This is a genomic window from Brachymonas sp. KE5, from assembly GCF_057773645.1.
Genome location: NZ_CM173463.1, coordinates 1,661,746 through 1,686,614 on the forward strand (window position 1 = coordinate 1,661,746; position 24,869 = coordinate 1,686,614).

The 24,869-nt window shown below is 65.6% G+C and carries 28 protein-coding genes; 6 read left to right on the forward strand and 22 right to left on the reverse strand.

The window, feature by feature from the left end; translation table 11 throughout:
• From ACX36O_RS07965 to ACX36O_RS08015, 11 genes are all read right to left on the reverse strand, one after another.
• Complete coding sequence (locus ACX36O_RS07965) at positions 1–447, reverse strand: hotdog family protein (RefSeq protein ID WP_371686647.1); 447 nt, start codon at positions 445–447, stop codon at positions 1–3.
• Complete coding sequence (locus ACX36O_RS07970; protein WP_213360854.1) at positions 441–1,271, reverse strand: beta-ketoacyl synthase chain length factor; 831 nt, start codon at positions 1,269–1,271, stop codon at positions 441–443. Before ACX36O_RS07970 ends, ACX36O_RS07965 begins: the two co-directional genes overlap by 7 nt.
• Positions 1,268–2,482: a beta-ketoacyl-[acyl-carrier-protein] synthase family protein gene (locus ACX36O_RS07975; protein WP_213360857.1), complete on the reverse strand. Its 1,215-nt coding sequence runs from the start codon at positions 2,480–2,482 to the stop codon at positions 1,268–1,270. The genes ACX36O_RS07970 and ACX36O_RS07975 overlap by 4 nt, the downstream gene beginning before the upstream one ends.
• Entirely contained in the window at positions 2,479–3,447 is a 969-nt protein-coding gene (locus ACX36O_RS07980) for a polysaccharide deacetylase family protein (RefSeq protein ID WP_488359646.1), read from the reverse strand. Before ACX36O_RS07980 ends, ACX36O_RS07975 begins: the two co-directional genes overlap by 4 nt.
• Positions 3,444–5,858: an MMPL family transporter gene (locus tag ACX36O_RS07985; RefSeq protein ID WP_371686645.1), complete on the reverse strand. Its 2,415-nt coding sequence runs from the start codon at positions 5,856–5,858 to the stop codon at positions 3,444–3,446. The genes ACX36O_RS07980 and ACX36O_RS07985 overlap by 4 nt, the downstream gene beginning before the upstream one ends.
• 100 nt (positions 5,859–5,958) lie before the next feature.
• Entirely contained in the window at positions 5,959–6,468 is a 510-nt protein-coding gene (locus ACX36O_RS07990; protein ID WP_371686644.1) for an O-acetyl-ADP-ribose deacetylase, read from the reverse strand.
• A gap of 10 nt (positions 6,469–6,478) precedes the next feature.
• Entirely contained in the window at positions 6,479–7,072 is a 594-nt protein-coding gene (locus ACX36O_RS07995) for a LolA-related protein (protein WP_213360864.1), read from the reverse strand.
• A 19-nt stretch (positions 7,073–7,091) separates the two neighbouring features.
• Complete coding sequence (locus ACX36O_RS08000; protein ID WP_213360865.1) at positions 7,092–8,054, reverse strand: lysophospholipid acyltransferase family protein; 963 nt, start codon at positions 8,052–8,054, stop codon at positions 7,092–7,094.
• Positions 8,051–9,775 carry an AMP-binding protein gene (locus tag ACX36O_RS08005; protein ID WP_488359647.1) on the reverse strand — a complete coding sequence of 575 codons (1,725 nt, stop codon included), beginning with the start codon at positions 9,773–9,775 and terminating at the stop codon, positions 8,051–8,053. Before ACX36O_RS08005 ends, ACX36O_RS08000 begins: the two co-directional genes overlap by 4 nt.
• Positions 9,772–10,530, reverse strand: coding sequence for a COG4648 family protein (locus ACX36O_RS08010; RefSeq protein ID WP_213360867.1), 759 nt, complete (start codon positions 10,528–10,530; stop codon positions 9,772–9,774). Before ACX36O_RS08010 ends, ACX36O_RS08005 begins: the two co-directional genes overlap by 4 nt.
• A 35-nt stretch (positions 10,531–10,565) precedes the next feature.
• Positions 10,566–10,859: a phosphopantetheine-binding protein gene (locus ACX36O_RS08015; RefSeq protein WP_371699130.1), complete on the reverse strand. Its 294-nt coding sequence runs from the start codon at positions 10,857–10,859 to the stop codon at positions 10,566–10,568.
• Between the two features lie 172 nt (positions 10,860–11,031).
• On the opposite strand from ACX36O_RS08015, the gene ACX36O_RS08020 reads away from it, so the two are divergent.
• Genes ACX36O_RS08020 through ACX36O_RS08045 form a run of 6 tightly spaced genes read left to right on the forward strand, consistent with a single transcriptional unit; the run spans position 11,032 to position 16,117 of the window.
• Positions 11,032–11,322, forward strand: coding sequence for an acyl carrier protein (locus ACX36O_RS08020; RefSeq protein WP_488359648.1), 291 nt, complete (start codon positions 11,032–11,034; stop codon positions 11,320–11,322).
• Positions 11,315–12,589 (forward strand): beta-ketoacyl-[acyl-carrier-protein] synthase family protein, encoded by a 1,275-nt coding sequence (locus ACX36O_RS08025; protein WP_488359649.1) that lies wholly within the window; start codon positions 11,315–11,317, stop codon positions 12,587–12,589. Before ACX36O_RS08020 ends, ACX36O_RS08025 begins: the two co-directional genes overlap by 8 nt.
• Before the next feature lie 30 nt (positions 12,590–12,619).
• Positions 12,620–13,978: an NAD(P)/FAD-dependent oxidoreductase gene (locus ACX36O_RS08030; protein ID WP_371686640.1), complete on the forward strand. Its 1,359-nt coding sequence runs from the start codon at positions 12,620–12,622 to the stop codon at positions 13,976–13,978.
• A 20-nt stretch (positions 13,979–13,998) separates the two neighbouring features.
• Positions 13,999–14,871, forward strand: coding sequence for a MipA/OmpV family protein (locus ACX36O_RS08035; RefSeq protein ID WP_371698730.1), 873 nt, complete (start codon positions 13,999–14,001; stop codon positions 14,869–14,871).
• A complete protein-coding gene (locus ACX36O_RS08040) occupies positions 14,871–15,599 on the forward strand; it encodes a phosphatase PAP2 family protein (RefSeq protein WP_371686636.1) in 729 nt (242 codons plus the stop codon). The genes ACX36O_RS08035 and ACX36O_RS08040 overlap by 1 nt, the downstream gene beginning before the upstream one ends.
• Positions 15,596–16,117 (forward strand): 3-hydroxyacyl-ACP dehydratase FabZ family protein, encoded by a 522-nt coding sequence (locus tag ACX36O_RS08045; protein ID WP_213360880.1) that lies wholly within the window; start codon positions 15,596–15,598, stop codon positions 16,115–16,117. The genes ACX36O_RS08040 and ACX36O_RS08045 overlap by 4 nt, the downstream gene beginning before the upstream one ends.
• A gap of 6 nt (positions 16,118–16,123) precedes the next feature.
• On the opposite strand, the gene ACX36O_RS08050 is transcribed toward ACX36O_RS08045, so the two are convergent.
• From ACX36O_RS08050 to ACX36O_RS08100, 11 genes are all read right to left on the reverse strand, one after another.
• Entirely contained in the window at positions 16,124–16,612 is a 489-nt protein-coding gene (locus tag ACX36O_RS08050) for an NUDIX domain-containing protein (protein ID WP_371686635.1), read from the reverse strand.
• Entirely contained in the window at positions 16,609–17,499 is an 891-nt protein-coding gene (locus ACX36O_RS08055) for an ATP-binding protein (protein ID WP_213360884.1), read from the reverse strand. Before ACX36O_RS08055 ends, ACX36O_RS08050 begins: the two co-directional genes overlap by 4 nt.
• 136 nt (positions 17,500–17,635) lie before the next feature.
• Positions 17,636–18,088, reverse strand: coding sequence for a 50S ribosomal protein L9 (gene rplI / locus ACX36O_RS08060; RefSeq protein ID WP_091814424.1), 453 nt, complete (start codon positions 18,086–18,088; stop codon positions 17,636–17,638).
• Positions 18,089–18,105: 17 nt separating this feature from the next.
• The gene (rpsR, locus tag ACX36O_RS08065; RefSeq protein WP_091814421.1) at positions 18,106–18,381 is read right to left on the reverse strand and encodes a 30S ribosomal protein S18; all 276 of its coding nucleotides are present in this window, start codon (positions 18,379–18,381) and stop codon (positions 18,106–18,108) included.
• Positions 18,382–18,405: 24 nt separating this feature from the next.
• Complete coding sequence (gene priB, locus ACX36O_RS08070; protein WP_371686634.1) at positions 18,406–18,729, reverse strand: primosomal replication protein N; 324 nt, start codon at positions 18,727–18,729, stop codon at positions 18,406–18,408.
• A 25-nt stretch (positions 18,730–18,754) separates the two neighbouring features.
• Positions 18,755–19,126, reverse strand: coding sequence for a 30S ribosomal protein S6 (gene rpsF, locus ACX36O_RS08075; protein WP_213360885.1), 372 nt, complete (start codon positions 19,124–19,126; stop codon positions 18,755–18,757).
• 85 nt (positions 19,127–19,211) lie between these two features.
• The gene (locus tag ACX36O_RS08080; protein WP_213360886.1) at positions 19,212–21,284 is read right to left on the reverse strand and encodes a VC_2705 family sodium/solute symporter; all 2,073 of its coding nucleotides are present in this window, start codon (positions 21,282–21,284) and stop codon (positions 19,212–19,214) included.
• Complete coding sequence (locus ACX36O_RS08085) at positions 21,284–21,577, reverse strand: DUF4212 domain-containing protein (protein ID WP_488359650.1); 294 nt, start codon at positions 21,575–21,577, stop codon at positions 21,284–21,286. Before ACX36O_RS08085 ends, ACX36O_RS08080 begins: the two co-directional genes overlap by 1 nt.
• A gap of 70 nt (positions 21,578–21,647) precedes the next feature.
• A complete protein-coding gene (gene ppsA, locus ACX36O_RS08090) occupies positions 21,648–24,038 on the reverse strand; it encodes a phosphoenolpyruvate synthase (protein WP_371686632.1) in 2,391 nt (796 codons plus the stop codon).
• Between the two features lie 15 nt (positions 24,039–24,053).
• Positions 24,054–24,248, reverse strand: coding sequence for a hypothetical protein (locus tag ACX36O_RS08095; RefSeq protein WP_488359651.1), 195 nt, complete (start codon positions 24,246–24,248; stop codon positions 24,054–24,056).
• 76 nt (positions 24,249–24,324) lie between these two features.
• Positions 24,325–24,774, reverse strand: coding sequence for a copper resistance protein NlpE (locus ACX36O_RS08100; protein ID WP_213360889.1), 450 nt, complete (start codon positions 24,772–24,774; stop codon positions 24,325–24,327).
• Positions 24,775–24,869: the final 95 nt, after the last annotated feature.

Here is a 24,869-nt window from a genome sequence, read left to right on the forward strand (position 1 = left end):
TCAGGTCTGTGAGGGAGCCGCCACATCCAGCATGGCGGCAATGCGCCCCTGCACCAGCAGGCTCTCGCCGGCATGCAGGCTGAACTGGTACATGGCCGTCTGTTCGCTGGCGGCGATGCGCTCGGCGCGCACGGTCAGGGGTTCGGAGCTGGCATCCAGCGTTTCGGCATGCAGTTGCACGTCGCGCACGCTGGTCAGGTAGCCGCCACGCGGGCGCTCGCCCTGTTGCTGTTGCAGGGCGCAATGCAGGGCCATGGCCTGCGCTGCATACTCGATGCCCAGCGCAGCGCCCATGCGGCCGTTCTCGCGCATGGGGTTGGCGGCATCCAGATGGGTGCGGGTGGTGCAGACGATGTGCTGCTCATCCAGCTCACGCACTTCCTGCAGCAGGCACATGCTGCCCTGGTGCGGGATGCGTGCGGCGATCTCGCTCTGGCTCATCAGCATGGCGTGACATCCACCTGCAGCCACTGGCCGGGCAACGACGGCAGCAGCACCCTGCCCGCCTGGCCGCTGGCCAGTTGCTGCAGCAGCGGCAAGGCGCGCATGGCGGGAATGCTGGTGCGCAGTTGCTCCAGCGCGGGGTCGGGCAGGCTCTGGCCGTTCACGCTCGCCGCCTGCGCCGCGGCATCGCTTCCCAGCCAGCGGATATCCAGGCGCGCCAGCGCCCCGGCATGCGGCTGCGGGCGCAGCACCATGGCGAGACCGGCCGCGTCGGGCACCGGACGCGTTGCACGCAGGGGTTCGGGATAGTCAGCGTCATAGGCCACCAGCAGCATGTCGCGCGCTTCGCAAACACCCTGCACGGCTGCCTCCAGCAGGCCGGCGGCAAAGCTGGCATCGTAGGCCGCCAGCACCTGGCACGGGCCGGTTGCCTGCGCGGCAATGCACCAGTAGCCGGCTGCCGTGTTGTGCACCGAGTTGTGGAAACGGGTGGGCGATACGTCGCGCTGGTCGCTGGCCAGCACCTCGCAAATGGCATGGTAGTTGTGGCCATCGCCGGTGGACGAGCTGAACACCGATGCCAGCGCGGAGGGAGCCATGCCGGCTTGCGCACAGGCCTCGGTGCCCAAGGCCATCACGAGCTTGATGACGCGGCTGGAACGACGGCGTTCGGCCGGGGGCAGCATCTCGGGGACCGGCAGCACGGTGGCAGCGGGGACATAAGCCTCCTGCCCCGACAGAACCGCCTGTGCCTGCGGCCAATTGGCCAGCCCCGGTCCCAGTACGGCAAGGCCATGCACCCACAATTGCAGAGACGATGTGGTCATGCGCTACCTCCCACGCGGCTGAACACCAGACTGCAGTTGCTGCCGCCAAAGCCGAAGGAGTTGCTCAGTGCATGCTGCAGCGGCAGCGTTCGTGGCTGCAGCAGATAGTTCAACGGCGCAATGGCCGAATCCAGCGCCTGCGTACCGGCACTCCCCGGCCCCAAGCCGTGCGTGAGCGCCAGCGCACACACCACCGCCTCGACGCCGCCCGCGGCACCCAGCGTATGGCCGGTAAAACCCTTGGTCGAGCTGCAGGGCGTCTCCGCGCCAAACACTGCGCGCACCGCCTTGCCCTCGGCCAGGTCGTTGCTCGGCGTGGCGGTGCCGTGCAGGTTGATGTAGCCGATATCCTGCGGCTGCAGCCCGGCCATCTGCAGAGCGGCCTGCATCGCGGCCTGGGCACCTGCCCCTTCTGGATGCGGCGCCGACATGTGATGGGCATCGCTGGTTTCGCCATAGCCGGTGAGCAGAATGCTGCCTGCCGGCAATGCCTGCCGGTCTTCCGGTGCACGCTCCACCAGCGCAAAGGCCGCCGCTTCGCCAATCGAGAGGCCGTCACGCGCGCCGTCATAGGGACGGCAGGCGTTTGCGGAGGTCAGGCCCAGCGAGCGGAAGCCATACAGCGTTGTGAGGCACAGGGTGTCCACGCCCCCCACCACCACGGCATCGATCAGCCCGGCCTGCAACAGGCGGGCCGCACTGGCAAACACCTTGGCCGACGAGGAACAAGCCGTGGAAACCACCTCGGCCGGCCCCTGCAGGCTGAACCAGTCCTTGACGAAGGCGCCGACCGAATAGGTGTTGTGGGTTTCGGCGTAATGGAAATGTAAAGGCAGGACCCCGGTCTGTGCGTCGCGCTCACGGTAGGCCAGCTCCGTCGAATAGATGCCGGCGGTGCTGGTGCCCAGAACCACCGCCACCCGATCGGCGCCATGGCGCTGCATGGCCTGGCGCACGGCGTCGGCAAAGCCGTCTGCCTGCAAACCGAGCTGGGCCAGCCGGTTGTTGCGGCAATCGTAGTGCTGCAGGGCTTGCGGCAAGGCCACTTCGTCCAAGCTGGCGACGGTGCCGGCCCAGGTCGGAAAATTGACCGTATCGAAATCGCACGGCGCCAGCCCGCTGCGCATGTCGCGCAGGGCCTGCAGCAGCGCTGCATTGCCGACGCCCAGGCAGGTGGTGGCCGTGTAATGGGTGAGAAGGATCGGGTTCACGGATCTTGAGGTGAAAGGTGTGCGTGCAGGGGTTGTGCCGGGCTCATGGGTAGCGCAAGGGGCTGCGCGGCGAATGCCTGGCGCAAATGCACCGGCTGCAGCCCGGCGGCTTCCAGTTGCTGCAGCAATTGTGGCAGGACTTCCAGCACGACTGGCCGCCCTGCAGGCATTCGGGCGCTGTTGCCGTCGTGCAGCAGCAGAATGTCGCCCGCTGTCAGCCCGCGCGTCAGCCGTGCCAGCACGCGCGAAGCATTGCCGTCGCGCGTGTCAAAACTGCGACGCGACCACATCGCCAAACGCAGGCCCATGCGCGCCAGCACGGGATCGAGCAAGGGATTGCGGAAGCCCGCCGTGGGCCGGAAAAATCGCGCCGGAGCCACGCCGGCCTCCTGCAGCGCTTGCTGCATGGCAAGCAGATCGCGCCGCATGCGCGCCATGCCCCACAGGGCAAATACGGGCGAATGGGCATCGCCGTGGTTTTCGACAGTATGGCCACGCGCGACAATCTCGCGCACCAGTTCCGGGTGCTGGCGCACATGTCGGCCAATGCAGAAGAAGCTGGCACGCGCGCCATGGCGATCGAGCAGATCAAGCACCTGCGGGGTGACTTCCGGGTCGGGACCATCATCAAAAGTGAGCGCCACCTGCGCACGCGCTGTGGCCTCGGCCGGCAGGCGCGTGAGGTTGCGCCCGATCCAGGCATTGCGCGGGAGAAAGACCAGCGCCGTCAGCAACAGATGATTGAGCGCAGCCAGGCCCAGCCACCAGGGCCATGCAGCCGGTTGACGGATCAGGCCAAGCAGGCAGAGACTGTGCCAGGCCACGCTGACCCATACCAAAGGGACAGGACGCCAGCGCGCCGCCGGGGCAACGGCGGCTGAGGCGGACTCCGGCGCCCCTGGTTCAGCACGGATTTCCGGTGCCACGCCACGATTGGCCGCTCGAAGCTCGGGCACGGCACTCATGCCTGCGCCTCCCCGCTGGACGCCGCTGCCCCCGTCTTGCGCGTCAGGATCGCCGCGAACAACAGCGCAATTACCGCCCCTGGCCCGACCGTGGCGCCAATGGCCCGGAGCACCGGCACCTGCGAAAACGCCAGCACGCCAAAGCCGAATACGGCAGCCAGGTTGGCAACCAGCAGCGACACCATGGTGATGGATTCGCTCTCATTTTCCAGATCGTAGCGGTCGAAGAACAGCGTGTAGTTGGAGCCCACGGCCACCACCAGCAGCAGGCCGATCAGGTGCAGCAGCGTCAGGCGTTCGCCCAGCAACACCAGCCCTGCGACCACGACGATCTCGGCCAGCAGGATGGGCGTCAGCACGCGCAGCAGGCGCTGGCCGCTCTTGAGTGACCAGGCCAGCAGCACCACGATGGCCAGCAGGCCGGCCAGCGACAGCAGCAGTGCCTCATTGAAATAGCGGGAATACAGGTCGCGCGTTTCGGTGGTGATGTCCAGGAACAGCACCTCCGTGCCGGGCAGCGGGGAAGCACCCGCATCCAGCACCCGCTGCACCGCAGCTCCATCGATCTCCTGCGACTTGCCCTGCGCATCCACCGGCGAGCGCAAGGGCAGCAAGGCCGACCAGCCGTTCTCGCGCTGCACCAGCATGGCTTCGAGCGTCAGCGCCAGCGCCGTGCCCTTGAGGCTCTCCGGCGTGATCAGCGGTTGCTGGCGCGCGCGCTCCAGATCCTGCGCAAAAGGCTGCAGGGTGTCGGCACGCACCGGCAAGGGCTCCAGCGCCTGCTCCAGGCGGGCCTGCAGTTCTGCAGGATCGGGCATGGCGGCACGGCGGGCATTCTGCGTGGCGGCACTGGGCAGGTAGCGCGTCGGCGTTTCAAAGCCGGAAATGGTCTTGTCGTCCACCAGTTGCAGCAGGCTGCTGCTCACCTGCTCGGTGCGACGCAACAGCGTCTCCTGATCCGGCGCAGACACCACCACCAGATAGCGCAAGTCCGGCTGCCCCAGGTCGCGCCGCAGCGACTCATCCAGATCCTGCGCCTCCTGCGATACCGGACTCAGGCCGGACAGAGCACGGTTCCAGATACTGCCATGCAGCGAGGTCCAGACCAGCACGCCCGCTGCAAGCAGCGCCACCAGCAAGACCAGCGGCCGCAGGCGGCGCAGGGCCGCCACACGCCGCGTCAGCCACTGCCCCAGACGGCGTGCCGGCCCCAGATTGACAGGCCGGGCAGGCAGCTCCGGCAGCACATAGCGCGTGACCATCGCCGCTGTGCAAAGGCCGGTAATCGAATACAGTCCCAGCTGCGCCAGGCCGGGAAAGCCGGCAAACACCAGCGCAGCAAACCCGAAAACGGAAGTCAGCACTCCCAGCCGTATGGTGGGCCAGAAACGCTTCGCCCACGAGGCGCTGCCCGCCGCCCCGCCAGAACCCGTTTTTCCCGACTGCACGAAATAGTAGATGCTGTAATCCACCGCCTCGCCGATCAGCGTGGTACCAAAACCCACCGTGATGCCATGCACCACGCCAAACACCAGGCTGACCGCGGCAATGCCCATCACCACTGCCGTGAACACCGGCACCAGGCTCATGCCGACCGTCAGCGGCGAGCGATACACCAGCAACAGCAGCGTCAGCACCGCCAGAAAGCCCGCCACCGACAGCCGCATGGCCTCGCTGCGGATGGTGTTGCGCGCATCCACCGAAAACACCGGTGCACCGGACAGCAGCAGCCTGACCGGCTGCAATGAAGCGTCCTTCGCCTGCACCTCGGCAAACGCCTGCCGCACGCTGGCCAGCGCCTGCTCCTGTGCATCCGTATCCGAGCCTGCGGCACGCGTCTGTGCCATCAGGATGGCCCGCTGGCCATCCTTCGACAGCCACACATTGGCTCCCGCCGGACGATCCGCACTGTCAAGCTCATCCACCAGCGCCAGCAACTCGCCCGTGGGATCACGGGGGAAAATCTCCTTGAGCAGCATGCCCGCAGGCGAGCCCAGCATGTCGACGGAGTGCGTGACGGACTGGCGCAGCCCCTCCACGCTGAAATGCCCTTCGCTTACAGCCGGGCTGAGCAGATAGCGGTTCTCGAACAGGAACACGCGGTCCTTCTCGAAGGCCTCTGCCGAACCATTGGCCACGATGGAGAAGCGGTCGCTGGCGCGCATCTGCCCCGCGAGAGCCTGCGATGCCGCCTCGCGCTGCTCCTGCGTACCGCCTTCCAGCCCCACCAGCAGCATGCGCGAGACGCTGCCCACGGTGATCTGGTCCACCAGCAATTGCTGCTGCTTGCTCGGGCTTTGCGGCAGAAAGGCCGACATGTCGGTGGTGAAGGTGCTGCGGACAATAACCAGCAGGCCGACCACCAGTGCCAGCATCCAGATCCAGACTACCCTGCTACGCCAGAAACCCATGAAGCCCTTCCCGCCTTGTGCGCCGAAAAGCCCACATTGTCACAGAGAAAGCGCTACCAAAGCCTGCACGACTGCCGGAATGCCGCGCGACAGCCATCGCTCAGGCTGCCAGCAGACGCTCGTAAGTCTGCAGATCGCCCGAGGAGAAGCAGCAGAACAGTACGTGCTCCACGCCGGGCGCCTGCGTCAGCGTGGCGCGCACGGTTTGCACCGCAATCGCGGCGGCATCGGCGTGCGGATAGCCATACACCCCGGTGCTGATGCCGGGAAACGCGATGCTGCGTACCCCGTTGGCCTGGGCCAGCAGCAGCGCGTTGCGGTAGCAGGAGGCCAGCAGGCCGGCCTCGCCCTGAGCGCCCCCATGCCAGACCGGACCCACGGTATGGATCACATGCCGCGCCGGCAGCCGGTAGCCCGCCGTGATGCGTGCCTCGCCGGTCGGACAGCCATGCAGCATGCGGCATTCCGCCAGCAATTCCGGCCCGGCGGCACTGTGGATGGCACCATCCACCCCGCCACCCCCCAGCAGGCTGTTGTTCGCCGCATTGACGATGGCATCCACCGGCAGCGTGGTGATATCAGCCTGGATCGCCTCAAGCACGGCAGCCATCGATCTCTCCTCAGCGCTTGGCCAGCGGCTCGATCACCATCACCGAACGGTCGCCGTCGGCCTGCTGGTACTCGATGGTGCGCACCTGCTCCTTGTCGCCGCTGGCAATCACCTTGCTGATGATGGCCTTCATTCTGGCATCCTTGGGCACCATGGCCAGCGTCCACTTCTTCGCCGTGCCCTTGAGCTCATAGTCGTAGCTGCGCTCCAGCTTGCCGGCATCGCCCGTCAGCAGGCCGACGATCACATCCACGAAGGCCGCCGCCTGTGGCTGGCTCGACAGGCGTACGTTGTAGGTCTTGCCACCGCGCTCCACGCGCAATGCATCGCCATCCACGCGCAGCAGTTCGGCCGCCGGCTCGACTGTTTTCTTCTCGAACAGCTGCGGCGCCACATAGCGCACCTCGCCACTGCTGCGCAGCGGCTTGTCCAGCACCTTCATGTGCCTGGTCTCGACGAAGCGGCCGGTGCGCTCCTTGTACTGGCCCATGTTCTGCATCAGCTGTCCCATGTCCAACGCCCAGGCGGGAGCCGACAGTGCAACACCGGCAGCCAGCAGCGCGGTGCGGCGCAGAAAACGGGAAAAAAGACCTTGTGCTTGCATGCGAAAAACCTCGGAAAAATCAGGAACGGGGATCAGGCGCCGTCACGCCCGGCACGGATTGGACAGGCTTCGGGGGCGAAGGTTTCCAGAAATCGAAAAAATTGAACCAGTTGTGCGGAGCAGCCCGGCACTGCGCCTCCAGCTCGGCCACATAGGCCTGCTGGGCCGCCTGCAGCCGCTGCCCACGCTCCGCGCGCGGGCAATCGGAAAAATCGGCCAGCGGCACGGCATGCACGCGATAGCGGTTGCCTTCCTCGTACACGCCGGCCAGAAAGAACACCGGACAGCGCAGCATGGCCGCCAGCCGCAAGGGGCCGGCGGGAAACGACGCTTCCTCGCCCAGAAATGGCAGGCGAACCACGTCATCGTCATCCAGCCCGCGATCCGCCAGCAGCCCCAGCATGTCGCCCTGCTCCAGCTTTTCGCGCGCCAGCAGCATGGAATCGACCCGGTTGAGCGCAATAATGTGGCGCGGCGCATCCGGATTGATGGCGGCCAGAATGCTGTTGATCTTGCTGGCGTTTTCTTCGTACATCAGCATGTGGGCACGCCGCTGGTGCGCATCGCCAAAGGCCTTGAGCATGGCAAAGCTGCCGAAGTGCGCTCCCATGATGATCAGCCCGCGCCCCCGCGACAGCGTGGCCTCCAGCGCCTCGCGTCCCTCCAGACGGATGTCGAACAGTTCCATCTGGCCGTTGAGCACGAACACGCGGTCATGAATGGTGGTGGCAAAGCTCAGGAAGTGGCGATAGAGCTGCCCCCAGCCGGCCGGCCGCTGCCACAGGTGCCGGTAGAACTGCTGCAGCGCCTTGCGCGCGCCCGGCGAGAACAGCAGGAAATACAGGGCGATGCCGCGCAGCACCAAGCGGCTCAGCGGCCGCCCCAGCAATAGCGACAGCCAGACCATGAAGCGCACCACCGGCACCTGGCTGCGCTCGCGGCGCGTGGCCCATTCGGCACTGGCTTCGCCCTGGCTACTCATGCGTTTTCCTGCGCTGGCGCAGACAATGCCCGCAAGGTGCCGCTGGCCACGGTCTCCTCGCCGCGAAGCACCCTGAAGCTGGCCGCAAACGGCTTGCCAGGCGCTTCCACAGGCTCCAGCCGGATGTCGAGAACATCACCCGGCCCGCAGGGCAGCAGGAACTTGGCCTGCTGCACGCTGCAGGCCTGTCCGCGTGCTTGCGGCAGCGCGCGCCACGCATCCACACAGCGCTGCAGCAGCAGGGCCCCCGGCACCACCGGCTGGCCCGGGAAATGGCCGGCGAACACTGGATGATCCACCGGCACCTGCCAGCGCAAATCGGGCTTGTGCGCAGCCGCATGCTGCCGCAACTGGTGCTCGGCATACAGCCCCTGCAGAGCCTGCTGCGGCAGCTTGCTCGTCTCGTTGCGCGGCATGCGCTCCACCAGAATCAGTGGACGCGGCAGGAACACCGCCTCCACATAGGGGTGCAGCGCATCCAGGATGTCACGCGCGCTCATGCCCGGCGCCTGGGCCACCAGACACAGCCGTTCCACCTCCGGCACCAGCGGCGCATGGCCACCCGGAACATCCACCGGCTTGGGGAGAAAAAAGGCACCATCCTGAATGCCAGGAATCTGTGCCAACTGATGATTCAGATAGGCCAGTGACGAGCGGCGCCCCGCGATATTCACCATGTCGGTCTTGCGGCCGTGCAGGATGAAGCCATCCTCTCCCACCAGCTCGATCACATCCGACATGGGCACCCGCCCCTCCACATGGCCGCCACTGGCAAAGGTCGTATCCCCTTGTTGCTCCAGCCGCACGCCCGGAAACAGGCGCCAGGCCGGGCCCTCCAGCGGCCGGCGCACGGCCAGCTGGCTGGTTTCGGTGCTGCCGTAGATTTCGCGCAGCGGAGCGCCAAAGTGTGCCTCGGCCTGCCCGGCCAGTGCAGGCGCCAGCGGCGCCGTGGCGCAGAGCAACTGGTACACCGGCGGATAGTCCAAACCGGCATCCACCAGCACGCGCAGATGCACCGGCGTGGTCACTAGCATGCGCGGCTGCGGCACGGATGCCAGCGCCTGCGCCACGTCTGCCGGGTAGAACGGCCTCCCCGTCCAGAGGCTGCAACCGGCCAGCAAGGCCAGCAGCATTACCGATTCAAAGCCATACATGTGCTGGGAGGGCACCGTCCCCACGATGCTGGTCTGCGACCCCTGATCCAGCCCCAGCATTTGCGCTTCGGCCAATGCATTGAGATGCAGCTTGCCCCAGGTCTTGGCATGCGGCACCGGCTGGCCGGTCGAGCCCGAGGTGAATACCAGCGACACCACCTGTTCCGCGGGAATCTGCGGAATCTCCACATCCTGTGCCTTCGACGGAACCAGTTGCCGCACGACCGGCAGCAAGGGCATCAGTGCCTCCAGCCCTTCGCTCTCCCCGTCATGCAGGCAGACCGGCCGGGGGGCGTGCTGCAGCAGGTGACGCACCGCCTCCGGCGCAAGCGACGAGGGTTGCAGACTGACACGTCCGCTTACGATGCCGGCGCCGAAACCGACCAGAAACAGGTAGCGGTTGCGACAGACGTTGAGGACGTGGGTGCAGTCCGCCGGCAACCGTGCCGCCAGCGCGTGCACGTCATGCAGCCACTGCCGGACCGTGATCGGCCCGTCGGCATCGCGTGCCAGCACCGCATCAGGCTGCGCATGGCCGCACAGGGGCCAGAAGGAACGTGCATTCATTGCTGGCGCTCCTCACCCCTGGCTTGCACCGTCTGCGACGGGCTGGCGGAAAAGGTGCGCCAGTCCACCGAACGCATGGCCCGCAGTGTGTCCCGCAATCCGCTGCGGTCTGCCGGCGGCAGCAGCCAGCGGCGCGCCAGCACTTCCAGCACGAACAGCGCCACCATCAACGCCGGAGACAGCACCGACGAATAAAACGCCCAGGCCGTCGGCGTCCCGAACACGAACAACCCGGCAGACACCAGCCATACCAATGCAATCGTGAGCGCCCACAGCCAGGTGATGGCGCGGGTGTAGCGCAACTGGGCCAGCGACAGCACCGGATGCACCATGCCCGCCATCGCCGTGCACAGCGGGGTATGGCCGGCTCGCAGCGTATGCGCAAAGGCCCAGAACACCAGCCCCAGCAGCAGGGTTTCCTGCAGGAAATAGTACAGGCGCACCTGCTGTGGCTGCACCAGGCCATCGTGACCCGCAGGCACCAGCCAGGCGAGGCCTGCAGACAGTGTCGCCAGCAAGCCCGCAGCCAGCGCGAATTGCCAGATCCGTCCCCCCAGGCGGGACCCTGCAAGCACCCCGCCCCACACCGCCAGCGGCGCCAGCATGGGAAGCAGCGACCACCAGCGCGGCTCACGCTGCACGCAGGCCCAGAAAACCAGCGCGGCATACGCCAGTACGGCCAGCCCCTTCAACAGGGCCGGCAGCGACGGGCGCGGCAATTCCGCCGGAGAGGAAAGCATGTAGGAAGCAGGCATGGAAAACCGCCCCGCCGGATACGGGGCAACACGCCTCAGGCGGTGCGGTGCATCACGATATGGCCGGCCAGCGCACGCAGCGAGGCAAACACCTTGGCATTGTCGGCATCGCCAGCCTTGATCTGCAGGCCATAGCGCTTGGAGACCACCAGCGCGATCTCGAGGATGTCGATGGAATCCAGGCCCAGGCCGTCACGGTACAGCGGAGTATCCGGTTCGATCTCGGCTGCGGGAATATCTAGGTTGACTGCCTCGACGACCAGCTCTGCCAGTTCGGGCAGCAGCGCGTCAACGGCGGCGGCGTCAGGGGTGTTTTGTACGTCGCTCATGGTGGTTCCTGTATGCTACAAAGCTAGAATTATAGGATTCGCCAGCGCCAAGCCAGCCCTTGCCCCGCCTTGCATCTGTAGCTGTTCATTGCGAACGTATCGCGCGCAAGCCGGCAGCCGGCACTGCCCCGCCCTTTTCATTGCCCAGGCCCCGACCGCCCGGTTTGCACCCATGCTCAAACAACTGATCCTCGACTACCTGCGCCAGCAACCCGATGTTCCCGTGGACAAGCTCGCCGACCCCACAGCCAAAATGGGGGAGTTCGGCCTCGATTCCCTGGGCCTGGTCGAAATGCTGTTCGAGATCGAGGACAAGTACGGCTTCCAGATCGAGGAGCCGATGCGCTACGGCAGCATGACGCTGGACGAAGTGGTCGCTGACCTGGAGCAGACCATCCGCGCCCGCAACAACGGCGAGATGCCCGAGCTCCCGGCCCAGGCAGGCCCTGCCGGCCATGCGTGAAGTCGTCGTCTCCGGCATCGGGCTGATCACCCCCTCGGGGCTGACGCGCGATGCCAGCTTCGCCGCCTGGCTCGAAGGCCGCAGCGCCGTCACCCAAGCACCCGAAGCCGTGCGCCGCTGGCTGCCCAACGCCCTGGCCGCCCCGCTGCCGCCCGGACTGGACGCCCGCCTCGACCGCGCCGACCAGGGCCTGGACCGCGCCACCCAGCTCGGCATGGTGGCCGCTGCCGAAGCCCTGCACGATGCCCGCTTCTCGCGCGACACCGTCAATACCGATCGCGCCGGTGTCTACGTTGGTGTGGGCCTGGCCGGCGCCGAAACGCTGGAAGCGCTCTATTCCACCTTCTACCAGCGCCTGTACGATCCCGAAGGCAACGGCCACCGTAACCCCACGGTGCTGCACCCGCTGACCGTACCGCGCCTGATGGCCAACGCCACGGCCGCAGCGGCCTCCATGCGCTACGGCCTCAAGGGCGCCTCGCACACCTATAGCGTGGCCTGCGCCTCGTCGGCGGTTGCCATCGGCGAAGCGTGGCGCGCCATTCTGGCCGGCCATGCCGACACCATGCTGGTGATCGGCACCGAGGCCCAGCTCACCACCGGCGCCTACCTCGGCTGGAACGCCCTGCGCGTGCTCGCCACGCCCGACACCGATGACATCGCCCAAAGCTGCAAGCCTTTCGACGCCCGCCGCAACGGCTTTGTGCTGGGCGAAGGCGCAGCCGCGCTGGTGCTCGAAACCCGCAGCACCGCCGAAGCCCGCGGGGTTCCCATCTACGGCGTGCTGTGCGGCTACGGCAGCAGCAGCGATGCCGCACATCTCACGGCACCCTCGGCCGACGGTCAGGCCCGCGCCATGCGCCAGGCCCTGCACGAGGCCCATATCACGCCCGAACAGGTCGGTTACATCAACGCCCACGGCACCGCCACCCAGGTTGGCGACGCCACCGAATCGCAATCGATCCAGGACGTGTTCGGCCCGCACGCCGCGCAGATTCCGGTCAGTGCCAGCAAGTCCATGCACGGCCATCTGATCGGCGCTGCCGGTGCAGTTGAATTCGCCAGCACCCTGTTGAGCCTGCACACCGGCTCCATCCCGCCCACGGCCAATCTGCAACAGCCCGACCCGGCCTGCCCGCTCGATTACGTTCCGCTACAAGCCCGTCACGGGCTTGCGCTAGAGTATGCGCTGTCCAACTCGTTTGCGTTCGGGGGCAGCAACGTCTCTCTGCTCGCGCGCAGATACCGGCCGCTGGCTGCCGCCTGACCTTCGCAGCCGCCGCCAAAAGGAAGCCCCATGACCCCAGAATCCTCTCCGCCGGCAACAGCTGTGCCCGATACCCTCTATGACGTGCTGGTGATCGGCGGCGGCCCCGGCGGCAGCACCGTGGCCCCGCTGCTGGCGCAAAAGGGCTACAAGGTTGCGCTGCTCGAAAAATCGCATCACCCGCGCTTCCATATCGGCGAATCGCTGTTGCCGGCTAACCTGCCGCTGCTCGACGAGCTCGGCGTCGGCGACGAGATCCGCGCCATCGGCGTACCCAAGCATGGCGCCGAATTCGTCTCGCCCTGGCACGAAGCCGGCAGCCAGACCTTCCAGTTTGCCGATGCCTGGGACAAGAGCATGCCCTCGGCCTTCCAGGTGCTGCGCTCGGAGTTTGACGAAATCCTGTTCCGCAACGCCACGCGCAAGGGCGTGCACACCGTGGAAGGCTGCAAGGTCACTGCCGTGGATCTGGACAGTGATCCGGAGCGTGTGACGGTCCAGGCCAGGCATGACGACGGCAGCACCAGCCAATGGCAGGCGCGCTTTCTGGTCGATGCCTCCGGCCGCGATACCTTCCTGTCGAACAAATTCAGGATCAAGCACCCGAACAAGAAGCACAACAGCACGGCGGTTTATGCGCATTTCACCGGAGCCCGGCGCCATGAGGGCAAGGCTGAAGGCAACATCACCATCTTCTGGTTCGACTACGGCTGGTTCTGGTTCATCCCGCTGCAGCACGGCGTCACCAGCGTCGGGATGGTGACCTGGCCGCACTATCTCAAGACCCGCGGCGGCCGCAGCCTGGAGCAGTTCCTGCTCGATACCATCGCCACCTGCCCGCCGCTGGCCAAACGGCTGGAACAGGCGCAGATCCATGCGCATGTGACGGCCACGGGCAACTTCTCCTACGTGTCCGAGCGCAACCACGGCCGCAACTATGTGATGCTGGGAGATGCCTACGCCTTCATCGATCCGGTATTCTCGTCCGGCGTCTGGCTGGCAATGAAGGGGGGCGTATTTGCCGCAGAAGCCATCGACACCTTGCTGGCACAACCCGCCCGCCGTGCCGCAGCCTTGCGCAAGTTCGACCGCCAGATGCGCCACGGCCCGCGCGAGTTCTCCTGGTTCATCTACCGCGTCACCAACCCGACCATGCGCGACATGTTCATGTCCCCGTCCGACAAATACCGCATGAAGGAAGCGCTGCTCTCCATGCTGGCCGGCGACATCTACGGCAAGACCCCGATCTGGAGCTCCATCCGCATCCTCAAGGGCGCGTACTACCTGCTCTCCACGCTCAACTACAAGCGCACCTACCGTGCCTGGAAAAAGCGCAGGAATGACATCGTCGCCATTCCGGGCCTGCTGCCCAACCAGACCGAATACTGAGCCGCCCGCAAGGATCACGCATGCTGCCTGCCCGCCTCCGCCTCTCCTCCGCCGGACTGCTGCTCGCCGCTCTGGCCATCCGCCTGCCGGCGCAGGCACAGACCGCCCTGCCCGCCAAGGATGCGGGCGCCACCCCGGCCGACAGCAGCAGCACCTCGCGCCGCCTGTTCGGCATCGAGGGACTGGAAGCCATCGGCCTGGGCGCCGGAGTGGTGCATTTTCCCGCCTACCGCGGTGCCAGGACGACCAAGACCATGGTGCTGCCGGTACCCTACCTGCACTACGAAGGCGACTTCTTCAAGTCCGACAAGTACGGCATGCGCGGTGAACTGTTCAACAACGACCGCATCGAGCTGTCCATCAGCGCCTCGCTCTCGCCGCCCACCCGGGGCGACGTGCCCGAGCGCATCGGCATGCCCAACCTCAAGCCCACGGTCGAACTGGGCCCGCAGCTGGATTTCACGCTGATCGACGGCAAGACGCATCCCGTCAACCTGCGCCTGCGGCTGCCGGTGCGCCAAGCATTCACGGTCGAGCGCTCTCCGAAGAATGCCGGCGTGGTGTTCTCGCCCAACCTCAACCTGGATGTGCCGCTGGGCCAATGGAACCTGGGCATGGTGACCGGACCGATCTTCGCCAGCCGCAAGCAGCACGCCTACTTCTATGACGTAGCGCCCGAATACGCCAGCACCAGCCGCCCGGCCTACCAGGCGGGCGCCGGCTACAGCGGCTCGCAACTGCTGTTCTCGCTCAGCCGGAAATATCGCAACCTCTGGTTCGGATCCTACATCCGCTACGACAGCCTGCATGGCGCCAAATTCGCCGACAGCCCGCTGGTGGCGCAGAAGCGCTACGTCACCGGCGGCGTGGCGCTGATCGGCATCTACGACTGATGGCGCAGCCGCCTGTACCGCCCGCCACCGGTCCGGCCCCTATCGCCAGCTGGCAGCGCCAGATCGGACAGCGCGTGACCACCCTGTGCTGGCTCAAGGCCCTGGGGACCACCGCATTCATGTGGGTGTTCTTCCTGTTCTATTTCGAACTGCTGCACCATCCGCGCTACCCGATCACGGTCATGCCTGATACCTGGATCGATCGTGCCGTCACCTTTTCGCCGGACTGGGTCATCATCTATTTTTCGCTCTGGGTATATGTATCACTGCCTGGTGCCCTGCAACGCGACCTGAGGGGGCTGCTCTGGCATGGCGCCAGCGCCTTGCTGATGTGTGCCGCGGGCCTGGCCTTCTATTACTGGTACCCTACGACTTTCATGCAGCCCAGGGTGGACTGGAGCAGCCAGCCACTCGGACAAATTCTGCAGAGCGTGGACGCGCCGGGCAATGCCTTCCCGTCCATGCATGTGGCCTATGCGCTGTTTGCCTGGGCCTGGATCCGTCATGAGCTGCATGAAGTGCGCGCCCCGCGCTGGCTGCACATCCTGAGCCTGCTCTGGTGCATGGCCATCGGCTTTTCGACGCTGGCCACCAAGCAGCATGTATGGTGGGATGTGCTGGCGGGCATCGTGCTGGGCCTGTCCGCCGGCAGCATTGCCGTGCTGGCCACACGCTGGCGCAAGGGCCTGCCACTCCGCAAACCCATCACGTCTCCGCTGGAACCATGACCGAAGAACTGCACTATCCGATCGATCTCGACCAGGCCGCCATCGCCGCCCTGCTGCCGCACCGTGCACCCCTGCAGCTGCTGCAGCGGGTGGAGGTGCTGGCCCACGACCACTACACCGGTGAAGCCTGCTGGAGCGCCGACGATCCGGTGCTGGCCGGGCACTTCCCGGGTTGCGCCATCGTTCCCGGCGCGCTGCTGCTGGAAGCGGCGGCCCAGCTGGCTGGTGCTGGCCTGCTGGCCGGAGACCCGATCGCACGCGCCATCGCACCCGGCCACCTCGGCATGCTCACGGGGGTACGCAAATCCTGGTTCAAGCGCCCCGTGTTGCCGAACGAGCGGGTGCTCTTCACCCTCAAATGCCGCCGCATGGGCGAAAAGGCAGTGCTGGCCAGCGCCACGGCCGAGGTCGACGGCCAGGAAGCCGCCACGCTGGAATTCATGGTATCGCATGTGCCGGCAGAAAGCCTGCAGCACCTTATCCCGGCCGAACAGCTCAAGGACCTGCTGGGAAGCTGAGTATCTTCAGGCTGTTCGCGTCGGGCTGCCGCCGCGCTCCGCGGCCAGCCATTCGAGCACCGGCAACGTGCCTGGCAACACCGGCTGCACCTGCACCGGCAGTTGCTGCCAGCTGAACTGCTGCCCTTCGTGCATGTGCAGCTCGCCCGTCCATTCGGTGACCTTGCAGAAATGCAGTTGCACCAAGGCATGCGGATAATCCACCACCGTATCGCGCCACGGCTGTGCCGTGCCGATCACGACGCCGATTTCCTCGCGCAACTCGCGCCGCAGCGCCTGCTCCACCGACTCGCCCTGCTCCAGCTTGCCGCCGGGAAACTCCCAGTAGCCCGCGTACACCTTGCCATCGGGACGACTGGTGAGCAGAAAGCTGCCATCCGGCTGCAGCAGCACTCCCACCGCCACCTGCACCAGCTTGCGCGGCGTGCCGTCCGTCGCATCCGCGCGCGGACGGTCGCCATCCGCCACCAGCGGCCGTTCTGCCGTGCGGCTCATGCCTGCCCCCTGCGGCCGGCATAGTCGCGCGCAAACTGCCAGGCCACGCGCCCGCTGCGCGAGCCGCGCTCCAGCGCCCACACCAGCGCCTGCGGATCGGCCGCGGCAATCTCGCCTTCGGGCACCTCCAGGCTGCGCAGCCACTGGTGCACGATGGCCAGATACTCGTCCTGGCTGAATGGATAGAAGCTGATCCACAGACCGAAGCGCTCGGACAGCGAAATCTTCTCCTCAACCACCTCGCCCGGATGCACCTCGCCATCCGGCGTGTGCGTGTAGCTCAGGTTTTCCTTCATGTATTCCGGCAGCAGATGGCGCCGGTTGCTGGTGGCATAGATGAGCACGTTCGGCGTGCTCGCGGCCACCGAACCATCCAGCATGGACTTGAGCGCCTTGTAGCCCAGTTCCCCTTCATCAAAGCTCAGGTCGTCGCAGAAGATGATGAACTTCTCCGGCCGGCCTGCGACCAGCTCGGCAATGTCCGGCAGATCGACCAGATCGCCCTTGTCCACCTCGATCAGGCGCAGGCCCTGCGGCGCGTAGGCATGCAGGCAGGCCTTGATCAGCGAGGACTTTCCGGTGCCGCGCGAACCGGTCAGCAGCACGTTGTTGGCGGTGCGTCCGCTCACGAACTGCTCGGTATTGCGCACCAGGCGCTCCTTCTGGCCGTCGATCTCCTGCAGATCTTCCAGCCGCATTTCGGCAACGTGACGCACCGGCTCCAGCACACCGGTCTGGCCGGCGAAACCGCTGGAACGCTTGCGGTAGCGGAAGGCGATGGAAGCATTCCAGTCCGGCTGCTGCAACGGTTGCGGCAGCACCTGCTCCAGACGCTGGAGCAGTGATTCGGCTCGGGAAATCAGGGATTCAAGAGAGGAAGAGGACATGGATGGACAGCAATGCGAATTCCGGAAAACCGTTTAGCATACAACACCGCTGCCAGCTGTTCCACGCCCCTCACCAACAGAAAAGGCCGCCAGGTTGCCCTGACGGCCTTGAATGCGGTCGGTTGACCCGGATCGCTTAGGCGGTTTCGCCGTACACGGTCACGGTCACGTCCACCACCACGTCGGTGTGCAGGGCCACCTGAACGGTGTTGTCGCTCACGGTCTTGATCTGGCCGTTGGGCATGCGGATCTGGGACTTGTGGACCGGGAAGCCCATCTTGCCCAGTTCTTCGGCGATGTCGCCGTTAGTGACGGAACCGAACAGACGGCCGTCAACGCCAGCCTTCTGGGTCAGCTTGACCACGGCGCCTTCCAGCTTCTTGCCTTGTTCTTCGGCAGCAGCCAGCTTCTCGGCAGCCTGCTTTTCCAGTTCGGCGCGCTTGGCTTCGAACTCGGCCAGGGCTGCAGCGGTAGCGCGGCGGGCACGGCCGGAGGGGATCAGGAAGTTACGGGCGTAGCCATCCTTGACCTTGACGATTTCACCCAGATTGCCCAGGTTCACTACTTTGTCGAGCAGAATGATTTGCATGGTATGTGCTCCTTGGCTTAGATCTTGTGCTGGTCGGTGTACGGCAGCAGGGCCAGGAAACGCGCGCGCTTGATGGCGGTGTTCAGCTGGCGCTGGTAGATCGCGCGGGTGCCGGTCAGGCGAGCGGGGATGATCTTGCCGTTTTCGGAGATGAAATCGCGCAGGGTGTCAACGTCCTTGTAGTCGATCTCTTCGACCTTGGCGACGGTGAAGCGGCAGAAACGCTTGCGCTTGAACAGCAGGGATTGGGTATTGCGCTTCGGGCGCTTGTCTTTGTTGCTCTTGAAGGCCATGATGGACTCCTGAAAATTCTGTGTTTAAGGGGTGACTGTGGTCTGGAAAGCCTGGAGGTGAAAAACCAGCCTGGGCGTCTTGACGACCCCGCCGCGCCTGGCCGGAGTGGCCAGGAAACCGGCAAACCGGGCCTCGCGTCCCATCTCCATGCGCTCGAGCTGTTCGGCCAGGGGGCCTACAGCCAAGGTGCGGATCTGGGCATTCACCTGGCGTCTGCTGCCTGCTTCAACCTGTTCCGACTGGTGCTCAAGCACGCAATCCAGAACCGGGATGCCGGCGGGTGTCAGACGCAGGGGTGCGCGGTCGACCAGTCTGGCGGTCAGTTCCAGCCGGTTCAGTGCTGGCACGGACGCTGTTTCCACCTGCATCCGATCAGGATGCGTCAGCCTCGCTCGCCTGTGCGGACTTGCGGGCCTCTTCGCGCTCGACGGACTTCATCATGGTCGAGGGAGCGGTGTCGGCTTTCTTCTTCTGCACAGTCATGTGGCGCAGCACGGCATCGTTGAACTTGAACGCGTGTTCCAGTTCGGCCATCACAGCCTGGTCGGCTTCGATGTTGATGCACAGGTAGTGGGCCTTGTTCAGCTTGTTGATCTGGTAGGCCAGTTGGCGGCGGCCCCAGTCTTCAACACGGTGAATCAGGCCGTTGCCGGCCGTAACCATGCCCTTGTAGCGGTCCAGCATGGCGGGAACCTGCTCGCTCTGATCCGGGTGGATCAGCAGAATGATCTCGTAATGACGCATCGATGCTCCTTGTGGAATGGAATGCCGCCCGCAGCGTCAAAGCGCAGTACGGCAAGGAAAACCAAAGATTATAGCCACACGCGCATCAGATTGGCAAGGTGTCGCGTCGTATTTCGTGCGCACTGGTGTGCTGCGTCAACAGGCTGGCCAGCACCAGCACCAGGGCGCCGAAGGGCACCCCGAACACGCCGGCCGCGACTGGCTGGATGCCCCACCAGGGCTGCAGCTCCTTCAGCGCCGGCCAGGCTTCCCGCGTCTGCGGGGAGAATGCCACCAGATAGCCCACCGTCAGCAGCAGGCCAGCCATCATGCCCGCCACCGCACCGGCCCGGGTGGCCCGGCGCCAGAATATCCCCAGCACCATGGCCGGCACGAAGGTGGCGGCGGCAATCGAGAACGAGGCCGCCACCATGGCCAGAATGTCGCCCGGTTTCTGTGCCGCGACGTAGGCTGCCGCCAGCGCCATCACCAGCAGCACGAACTTGGACAGCATCACACGACGGATCTCGGGCGCGTTACGATTGATCTCCCGGTAGTAGCCGTCATGCGCGATCGTGGTACCCATGGTCAGCAGCAGGCCATCCGCCGTGGACAGCGCCGCGGCCAGCCCGCCCGCCGCCACCAGCGCCGACACCACGTAAGGCAGGCCCGCAATCTCCGGCATCGCCAGCATGATCAGATCGGCATCCAGATGCAGCTCGGCAAACTGCAGCAGCCCGTCGCCGTTCACGTCCTGCGCCGAGAGCAGGTCTGGGTCCACCCGCGACCACTGCCAGATCCACTGCGGCAAGGCGTCGAAGCGCATGCCCACCAGGTTGTGCATGACTTCGTACTTGACCATGATGGCCAGTGCCGGGATGCTGACATAGAGCAAGGCGATGAAGAACAGCGTCCAGGCCACCGACGACCGTGTCTGCGCCACGCTTGGCGTGGTCAGGTAGCGCGTCAGCAGGTGCGGCAGCCCCAGCGTGCCTGCCATCAGGCAGAACATCAGCGCCAGGAAGTTGCGCCGCGACAGATCATGCAGCGCACGCTGCTCCTGCGGCCCATCCGGGTCGCCCGCATAGGCCTGCGCCGACAGCGGCATGCCCGACAAGGGCTGGCTGCGCGCCTGGTTGCTGGCCAGCGAGCGGCTCCAGAGCGCCCGCGCCTCCTCCTCGGTACGCGGCAGCTGCGACAGCGCACGGCTCATGGCAAAAATGGTGGACGTATCGGTCTGCTCGTTCTTCAGTTCCTGCAGTCGCTGCAGCAACTCCATGCGATCCTGGTACATGGAGGTTTTCACGTCCTGCAGACGCTGGGCGTCGTGCATGGCACGCTGCCAGTAGATCTGCCCGACCTCCGCCTCCTTGGGCGACGCGAGCAGCGCATATTCCAGCGAATTGACGCGGGCCAGCTGCTCGCTGTAGGCGGCCGGCGCCCAGGGCGTGCCCAGCTGCTTGTAGGCCAGCAGCGACACCGGCACCAGAAACGCCAGCAGCAGGATCACGTACTGCGCCACCTGCGTCCAGGTCACAGCGCGCATGCCCCCCAGGAAGGAGCAGACCAGCACCCCGCTCAGGCCCAGCAGCATGCCGATCTCGAAGCGCACCCCGGACAGGCGCGAGGCAATCAGCCCCACCCCGTAGATCTGCGCCACCATGTAGATGAAAGTGCAGACCACGGTGGCCAGCATGGCGATGCGGCGTGGCCAGTCGCCGCCGTAGCGCTGCTCGAAGAAGCCGGGCAGCGTATAGAGATTCATGCGCCGCAGGTATGGCGCCGCCAGCAGTGCCACCAGGCAGAAGCCGCCAGTCCAGCCCAGCAGATAGGCAAACCCGCCCGCCTTGGTCGCGCTGCCCGAAAAGCCCTGCAGATACAGCCCTCCCGCCAGGCTGATGAAGGTGGCGGCACTCATCCAGTCGGCCGCGCTGGCCATGCCGTTGTAGAAGCCGCTGATGCGGCGCCCCGCCACATAGTATTCGCTGATCTGGGTGGTGCGGCAGTAGATGCCGATCAGCGCGTAGCTCAGGATGGAGGCCATCAGGCAGATGCCGCCCAGCCATTCGCGCGACAGCCCGATCTGTTCGGCAAAGCCCATGGCCACCACGAACAGCATGGTGCCCACCACATAGGCCACAAAGATCAGGTGCACGCGCTGGGGCGACTGCCAGTCCATCAGACGCCCTCCCCGTCCGGCCCGGCCAGCGGGATGCGCCGGCGCCGCTCGCGCCGGTTGGCCAGCCAGGCATAGAAGGCCACGATACAGACGTAGCCGATGATCAGGCCCTGCGCCGCCAGCCAGTAACCCAGCGGCCAGCCCAGCACCGTGATCTGCTCCAGTTGCCGCACGAAATACATGCCGCCAAAGCTGCCCCCCACCCACAGCGCCAGCAGAAAGCCACGCCAGCCCCAGCCGACCGGTTCGGAGTCGGCCAGCGGGATATCGTGCGGGTGCTCGTTGCTCTGCATGCCGGTGGAACGCTGCAATGGAAATAAAAAAAGGGACTGCCCCGGGGCAGTCCCTTCCGCTTGAGGCCGGTCAGGCTGCCAGCTTCTTCCAGGTGTCGATCACGGTATCCGGGTTCAGCGAGATGGATACGATACCCTCTTTTGCCAGCCACTGGGCAAAATCCGGGTGGTCGCTGGGGCCCTGGCCACAGATGCCGATGTACTTGCCCTGCGCCTTGCATGCCGCGATGGAACGGGCGATCAGGAACTGCACGGCCGGATCACGCTCGTCGAAGTCGATGGCCAGCAGCTCCATGCCGGAGTCGCGGTCCAGACCCAGGCTGAGCTGCGTCAGGTCGTTGGAGCCGATGCTGAAGCCGTCGAAGTACTCGAGGAACTGCTCGGCCAGAATGGCGTTGCTCGGAATCTCGCACATCATGATCAGGCGCAGGCCGTTTTCGCCGCGCTTGAGACCATGCTCTGCCAGCAGCTCGGTCACCTTCTTGGCCTGACCCAGGGTACGCACGAACGGGATCATGATCTCGACGTTGGTCAGGCCCATTTCATTGCGCACGCGCTTGAGCGCTTCGCATTCCATGGCGAACGCTTCGGCGAAGTCCTCGCTCACGTAGCGCGCGGCACCACGGAAGCCCAGCATCGGGTTTTCTTCTTCCGGCTCGTAGCGGCTGCCGCCGATCAGCTTGCGGTACTCGTTGCTCTTGAAGTCGGACATGCGCACGATCACCGGCTTGGGCCAGAAGGCCGCGCCGATGGTGGCCACGCCTTCGGCGACCTTGTCCACATAGAAGGCACGCGGAGAAGCATGGCCGCGCGCCACGGACTCGACCGCCTTCTTCAGGTCGGCATCGATGTTCGGGTAGTCGATGATGGCCTTGGGGTGCACGCCGATGTTGTTGTTGATGATGAACTCGAGGCGGGCCAGGCCGACGCCGCTGTTGGGCAGCTGGCAGAAGTCGAAGGCCAGCTGGGGGTTGCCCACGTTCATCATGATCTTGGTGGCAATCTCGGGCATGGCGCCGCGCTCCACCTCGGTCACTTCCATTTCCAGCAGGCCGTCGTAGATGTGGCCGGTGTCGCCTTCGGCGCAGCTCACGGTCACCAGCGTGCCATCCTTCAGCGTTTCGGTGGCGTCATGGCAGCCGACCACGGCCGGAATACCCAGCTCGCGCGCAATGATGGCGGCGTGGCAGGTACGGCCGCCACGGTTGGTCACGATGGCGCTGGCACGCTTCATCACCGGCTCCCAGTTGGGGTCGGTCATGTCGGTGACCAGCACGTCGCCGGGTTGCACGGTATCCATTTCGCTGGGATCGTTCACCAGACGCACCGGGCCGGTACCGATTTTCTGGCCAATGGCGCGGCCTTCGGCCAGCACGGTGCCCTTGCCCTTGAGCTTGTAGCGGTGCTCGACCTGGCCTTCGCTCTGGCTCTTCACCGTCTCGGGACGGGCCTGCAGGATGTAGAGCTGGCCGTCGGTGCCGTCCTTGCCCCACTCGATGTCCATCGGGCGGCCATAGTGCTGCTCGATCACCATGGCATAGCGGGCCAGCTGCTCGACTTCGGCGTCGGTCAGGGAGTAGCGGTTGCGCAGTTCGGCCGGCACGTCTTCGGTGCGCACCAGCTTGCCGCTGGCGGCCTTCTCTTCAGGCGTGGCAAACACCATCTGGATCAGCTTGCTGCCCAGGTTGCGGCGGATCAGCGCCTTGTTGCCGGCCTGCAGCATGGGCTTGTGCACGTAGAACTCGTCGGGGTTGACGGCGCCCTGCACCACGGTTTCGCCCAGGCCATAGCTGGAGGTGATGAACACCACGTCGCGGAAGCCGGATTCGGTGTCCATGGTGAACATGACACCGGCGGCGCCCAGGTCGGAGCGCACCATGCGCTGCACGCCGGCGGACAGTGCCACCTCGGCGTGGGTGAAGCCCTTGTGCACGCGGTAGCTGATGGCGCGGTCGTTGTACAGGCTGGCAAACACTTCCTTGATCTTGTGCAGCACGGTCTCGATGCCCACCACGTTCAGGAAGGTTTCCTGCTGGCCGGCAAAGGACGCGTCGGGCAGGTCTTCGGCGGTGGCGGAAGAACGCACGGCAAAGCTGGCCTGGTCGTTACCGCCGCTCAGGGTGGCGAAGGCTTCGCGGATGCCCTGCTCCAGGTCGGCCGGGAAAGGCTGGTTCTCGACCATGGCGCGGATCTCGGCGCCAGTGGCGGCCAGGGCGTTGACGTCATCGACGTCAAGCGCATCGAGCTTGGCATTGATGCGCGCATCCAGGCCCTCATGCTTGAGGAACTCGCGGAAGGCGTGGGCGGTGGTGGCAAAACCCGTGGGGACGCGAACGCCCTCGGGCAGCTGGGAGATCATCTCGCCCAGGCTGGCGTTCTTGCCGCCGACGGTGTCGACGTCCGCCATGCGGAGTTTCTCGAAAGGAACGACCAGATCGGTCGCATTGAAAAGTGCAGACATTGCATGCTCCAAAAGTTAAACCGGTGCGGCCTTGCCTGTTTGCTTGTTCTGGTTGTGCGGCAAATGCCAAAAGCCGGCGGGCCCGATGGCCCGCCGCTTTTTGAATGCAGTTATTGTAGTGGCCACGACCACCTGATGCGGGGTCTTGCGGCCGGATGCAGCCCCCTGCGGTGCAGGATAGCGACAGAAAACAGTGAAATCCTTGCGCATTGCGGTGCAATCCCCGGCAATGCCTGTCCGGCCTGTCCGGGGAAGCCCTCGCATCAGGCGCACGGGCCAGCCTGCATCATTTGCGCAGGATGAACTTCTCGGCATCGGGGCCGGTAATCGGGGCCGCGTCCTTGCCCAGCATGCGCAGGCGGTTGGGGGGCAGGATGTCGAAACTGCGGTTCTGGCCATTCGCATCCAGCGTGATGCGCGTTTCGTCCCCGTTAAAGGTGAAGGAACCACGGCGCTCGAAACGCTTGTCGGAGCCGATCTGCTCCGTCTGCAGTTCGTAGGTGGCATCCTTGAACAGCGACAGGCTGATGCGCAGACCCTCGCAGTCGGGGCACGGCAGCATGCCGCGGTAGGTGCCGGTCCAGCTCGCAGCAGCGGAGGAAGCCGGCGGAACGCGATCCACCTTGATGACCGGGGCGGGGCCCGTGGAGGGAACGCGCTGCAGGCCTACCGCGCCGAGGACACCGTCCACCGTCGAGCAACCGGCGAGCATGCCTGCCACCAGAGTGGCAGCCATGGCCATACGCCAGGCTCCCTTGCGCGAATTTTTCGTCGTCACTGCCATCGTTGTTCTCCTCGCTTGCAAACCGGCTCCGATTCTAACAAGGCGTT

Excerpts from the sequence above, each read along its gene's own strand:
- ACX36O_RS07965 (WP_371686647.1), bottom strand. The coding sequence starts at position 447 with ATGCTGATGAGCCAGAGCGAGATCGCCGCACGCATCCCGCACCAGGGC.
- ACX36O_RS07970 (WP_213360854.1), bottom strand. The coding sequence starts at position 1,271 with ATGACCACATCGTCTCTGCAATTGTGGGTGCATGGCCTTGCCGTACTG.
- ACX36O_RS07980 (WP_488359646.1), bottom strand. The coding sequence starts at position 3,447 with ATGAGTGCCGTGCCCGAGCTTCGAGCGGCCAATCGTGGCGTGGCACCG.
- ACX36O_RS07985 (WP_371686645.1), bottom strand. The coding sequence starts at position 5,858 with ATGGGTTTCTGGCGTAGCAGGGTAGTCTGGATCTGGATGCTGGCACTG.
- ACX36O_RS07990 (WP_371686644.1), bottom strand. The coding sequence starts at position 6,468 with ATGGCTGCCGTGCTTGAGGCGATCCAGGCTGATATCACCACGCTGCCG.
- ACX36O_RS07995 (WP_213360864.1), bottom strand. The coding sequence starts at position 7,072 with ATGCAAGCACAAGGTCTTTTTTCCCGTTTTCTGCGCCGCACCGCGCTG.
- ACX36O_RS08000 (WP_213360865.1), bottom strand. The coding sequence starts at position 8,054 with ATGAGTAGCCAGGGCGAAGCCAGTGCCGAATGGGCCACGCGCCGCGAG.
- ACX36O_RS08005 (WP_488359647.1), bottom strand. The coding sequence starts at position 9,775 with ATGAATGCACGTTCCTTCTGGCCCCTGTGCGGCCATGCGCAGCCTGAT.
- ACX36O_RS08010 (WP_213360867.1), bottom strand. The coding sequence starts at position 10,530 with ATGCCTGCTTCCTACATGCTTTCCTCTCCGGCGGAATTGCCGCGCCCG.
- ACX36O_RS08015 (WP_371699130.1), bottom strand. The coding sequence starts at position 10,859 with ATGAGCGACGTACAAAACACCCCTGACGCCGCCGCCGTTGACGCGCTG.
- ACX36O_RS08020 (WP_488359648.1), top strand. The coding sequence starts at position 11,032 with ATGCTCAAACAACTGATCCTCGACTACCTGCGCCAGCAACCCGATGTT.
- ACX36O_RS08025 (WP_488359649.1), top strand. The coding sequence starts at position 11,315 with ATGCGTGAAGTCGTCGTCTCCGGCATCGGGCTGATCACCCCCTCGGGG.
- ACX36O_RS08030 (WP_371686640.1), top strand. The coding sequence starts at position 12,620 with ATGACCCCAGAATCCTCTCCGCCGGCAACAGCTGTGCCCGATACCCTC.
- ACX36O_RS08035 (WP_371698730.1), top strand. The coding sequence starts at position 13,999 with ATGCTGCCTGCCCGCCTCCGCCTCTCCTCCGCCGGACTGCTGCTCGCC.
- ACX36O_RS08040 (WP_371686636.1), top strand. The coding sequence starts at position 14,871 with ATGGCGCAGCCGCCTGTACCGCCCGCCACCGGTCCGGCCCCTATCGCC.
- ACX36O_RS08045 (WP_213360880.1), top strand. The coding sequence starts at position 15,596 with ATGACCGAAGAACTGCACTATCCGATCGATCTCGACCAGGCCGCCATC.
- ACX36O_RS08050 (WP_371686635.1), bottom strand. The coding sequence starts at position 16,612 with ATGAGCCGCACGGCAGAACGGCCGCTGGTGGCGGATGGCGACCGTCCG.
- ACX36O_RS08055 (WP_213360884.1), bottom strand. The coding sequence starts at position 17,499 with ATGTCCTCTTCCTCTCTTGAATCCCTGATTTCCCGAGCCGAATCACTG.
- rplI (WP_091814424.1), bottom strand. The coding sequence starts at position 18,088 with ATGCAAATCATTCTGCTCGACAAAGTAGTGAACCTGGGCAATCTGGGT.
- rpsR (WP_091814421.1), bottom strand. The coding sequence starts at position 18,381 with ATGGCCTTCAAGAGCAACAAAGACAAGCGCCCGAAGCGCAATACCCAA.
- rpsF (WP_213360885.1), bottom strand. The coding sequence starts at position 19,126 with ATGCGTCATTACGAGATCATTCTGCTGATCCACCCGGATCAGAGCGAG.
- ACX36O_RS08080 (WP_213360886.1), bottom strand. The coding sequence starts at position 21,284 with ATGGACTGGCAGTCGCCCCAGCGCGTGCACCTGATCTTTGTGGCCTAT.
- ACX36O_RS08085 (WP_488359650.1), bottom strand. The coding sequence starts at position 21,577 with ATGCAGAGCAACGAGCACCCGCACGATATCCCGCTGGCCGACTCCGAA.
- ppsA (WP_371686632.1), bottom strand. The coding sequence starts at position 24,038 with ATGTCTGCACTTTTCAATGCGACCGATCTGGTCGTTCCTTTCGAGAAA.
- ACX36O_RS08095 (WP_488359651.1), bottom strand. The coding sequence starts at position 24,248 with ATGCGCAAGGATTTCACTGTTTTCTGTCGCTATCCTGCACCGCAGGGG.
- ACX36O_RS08100 (WP_213360889.1), bottom strand. The coding sequence starts at position 24,774 with ATGGCTGCCACTCTGGTGGCAGGCATGCTCGCCGGTTGCTCGACGGTG.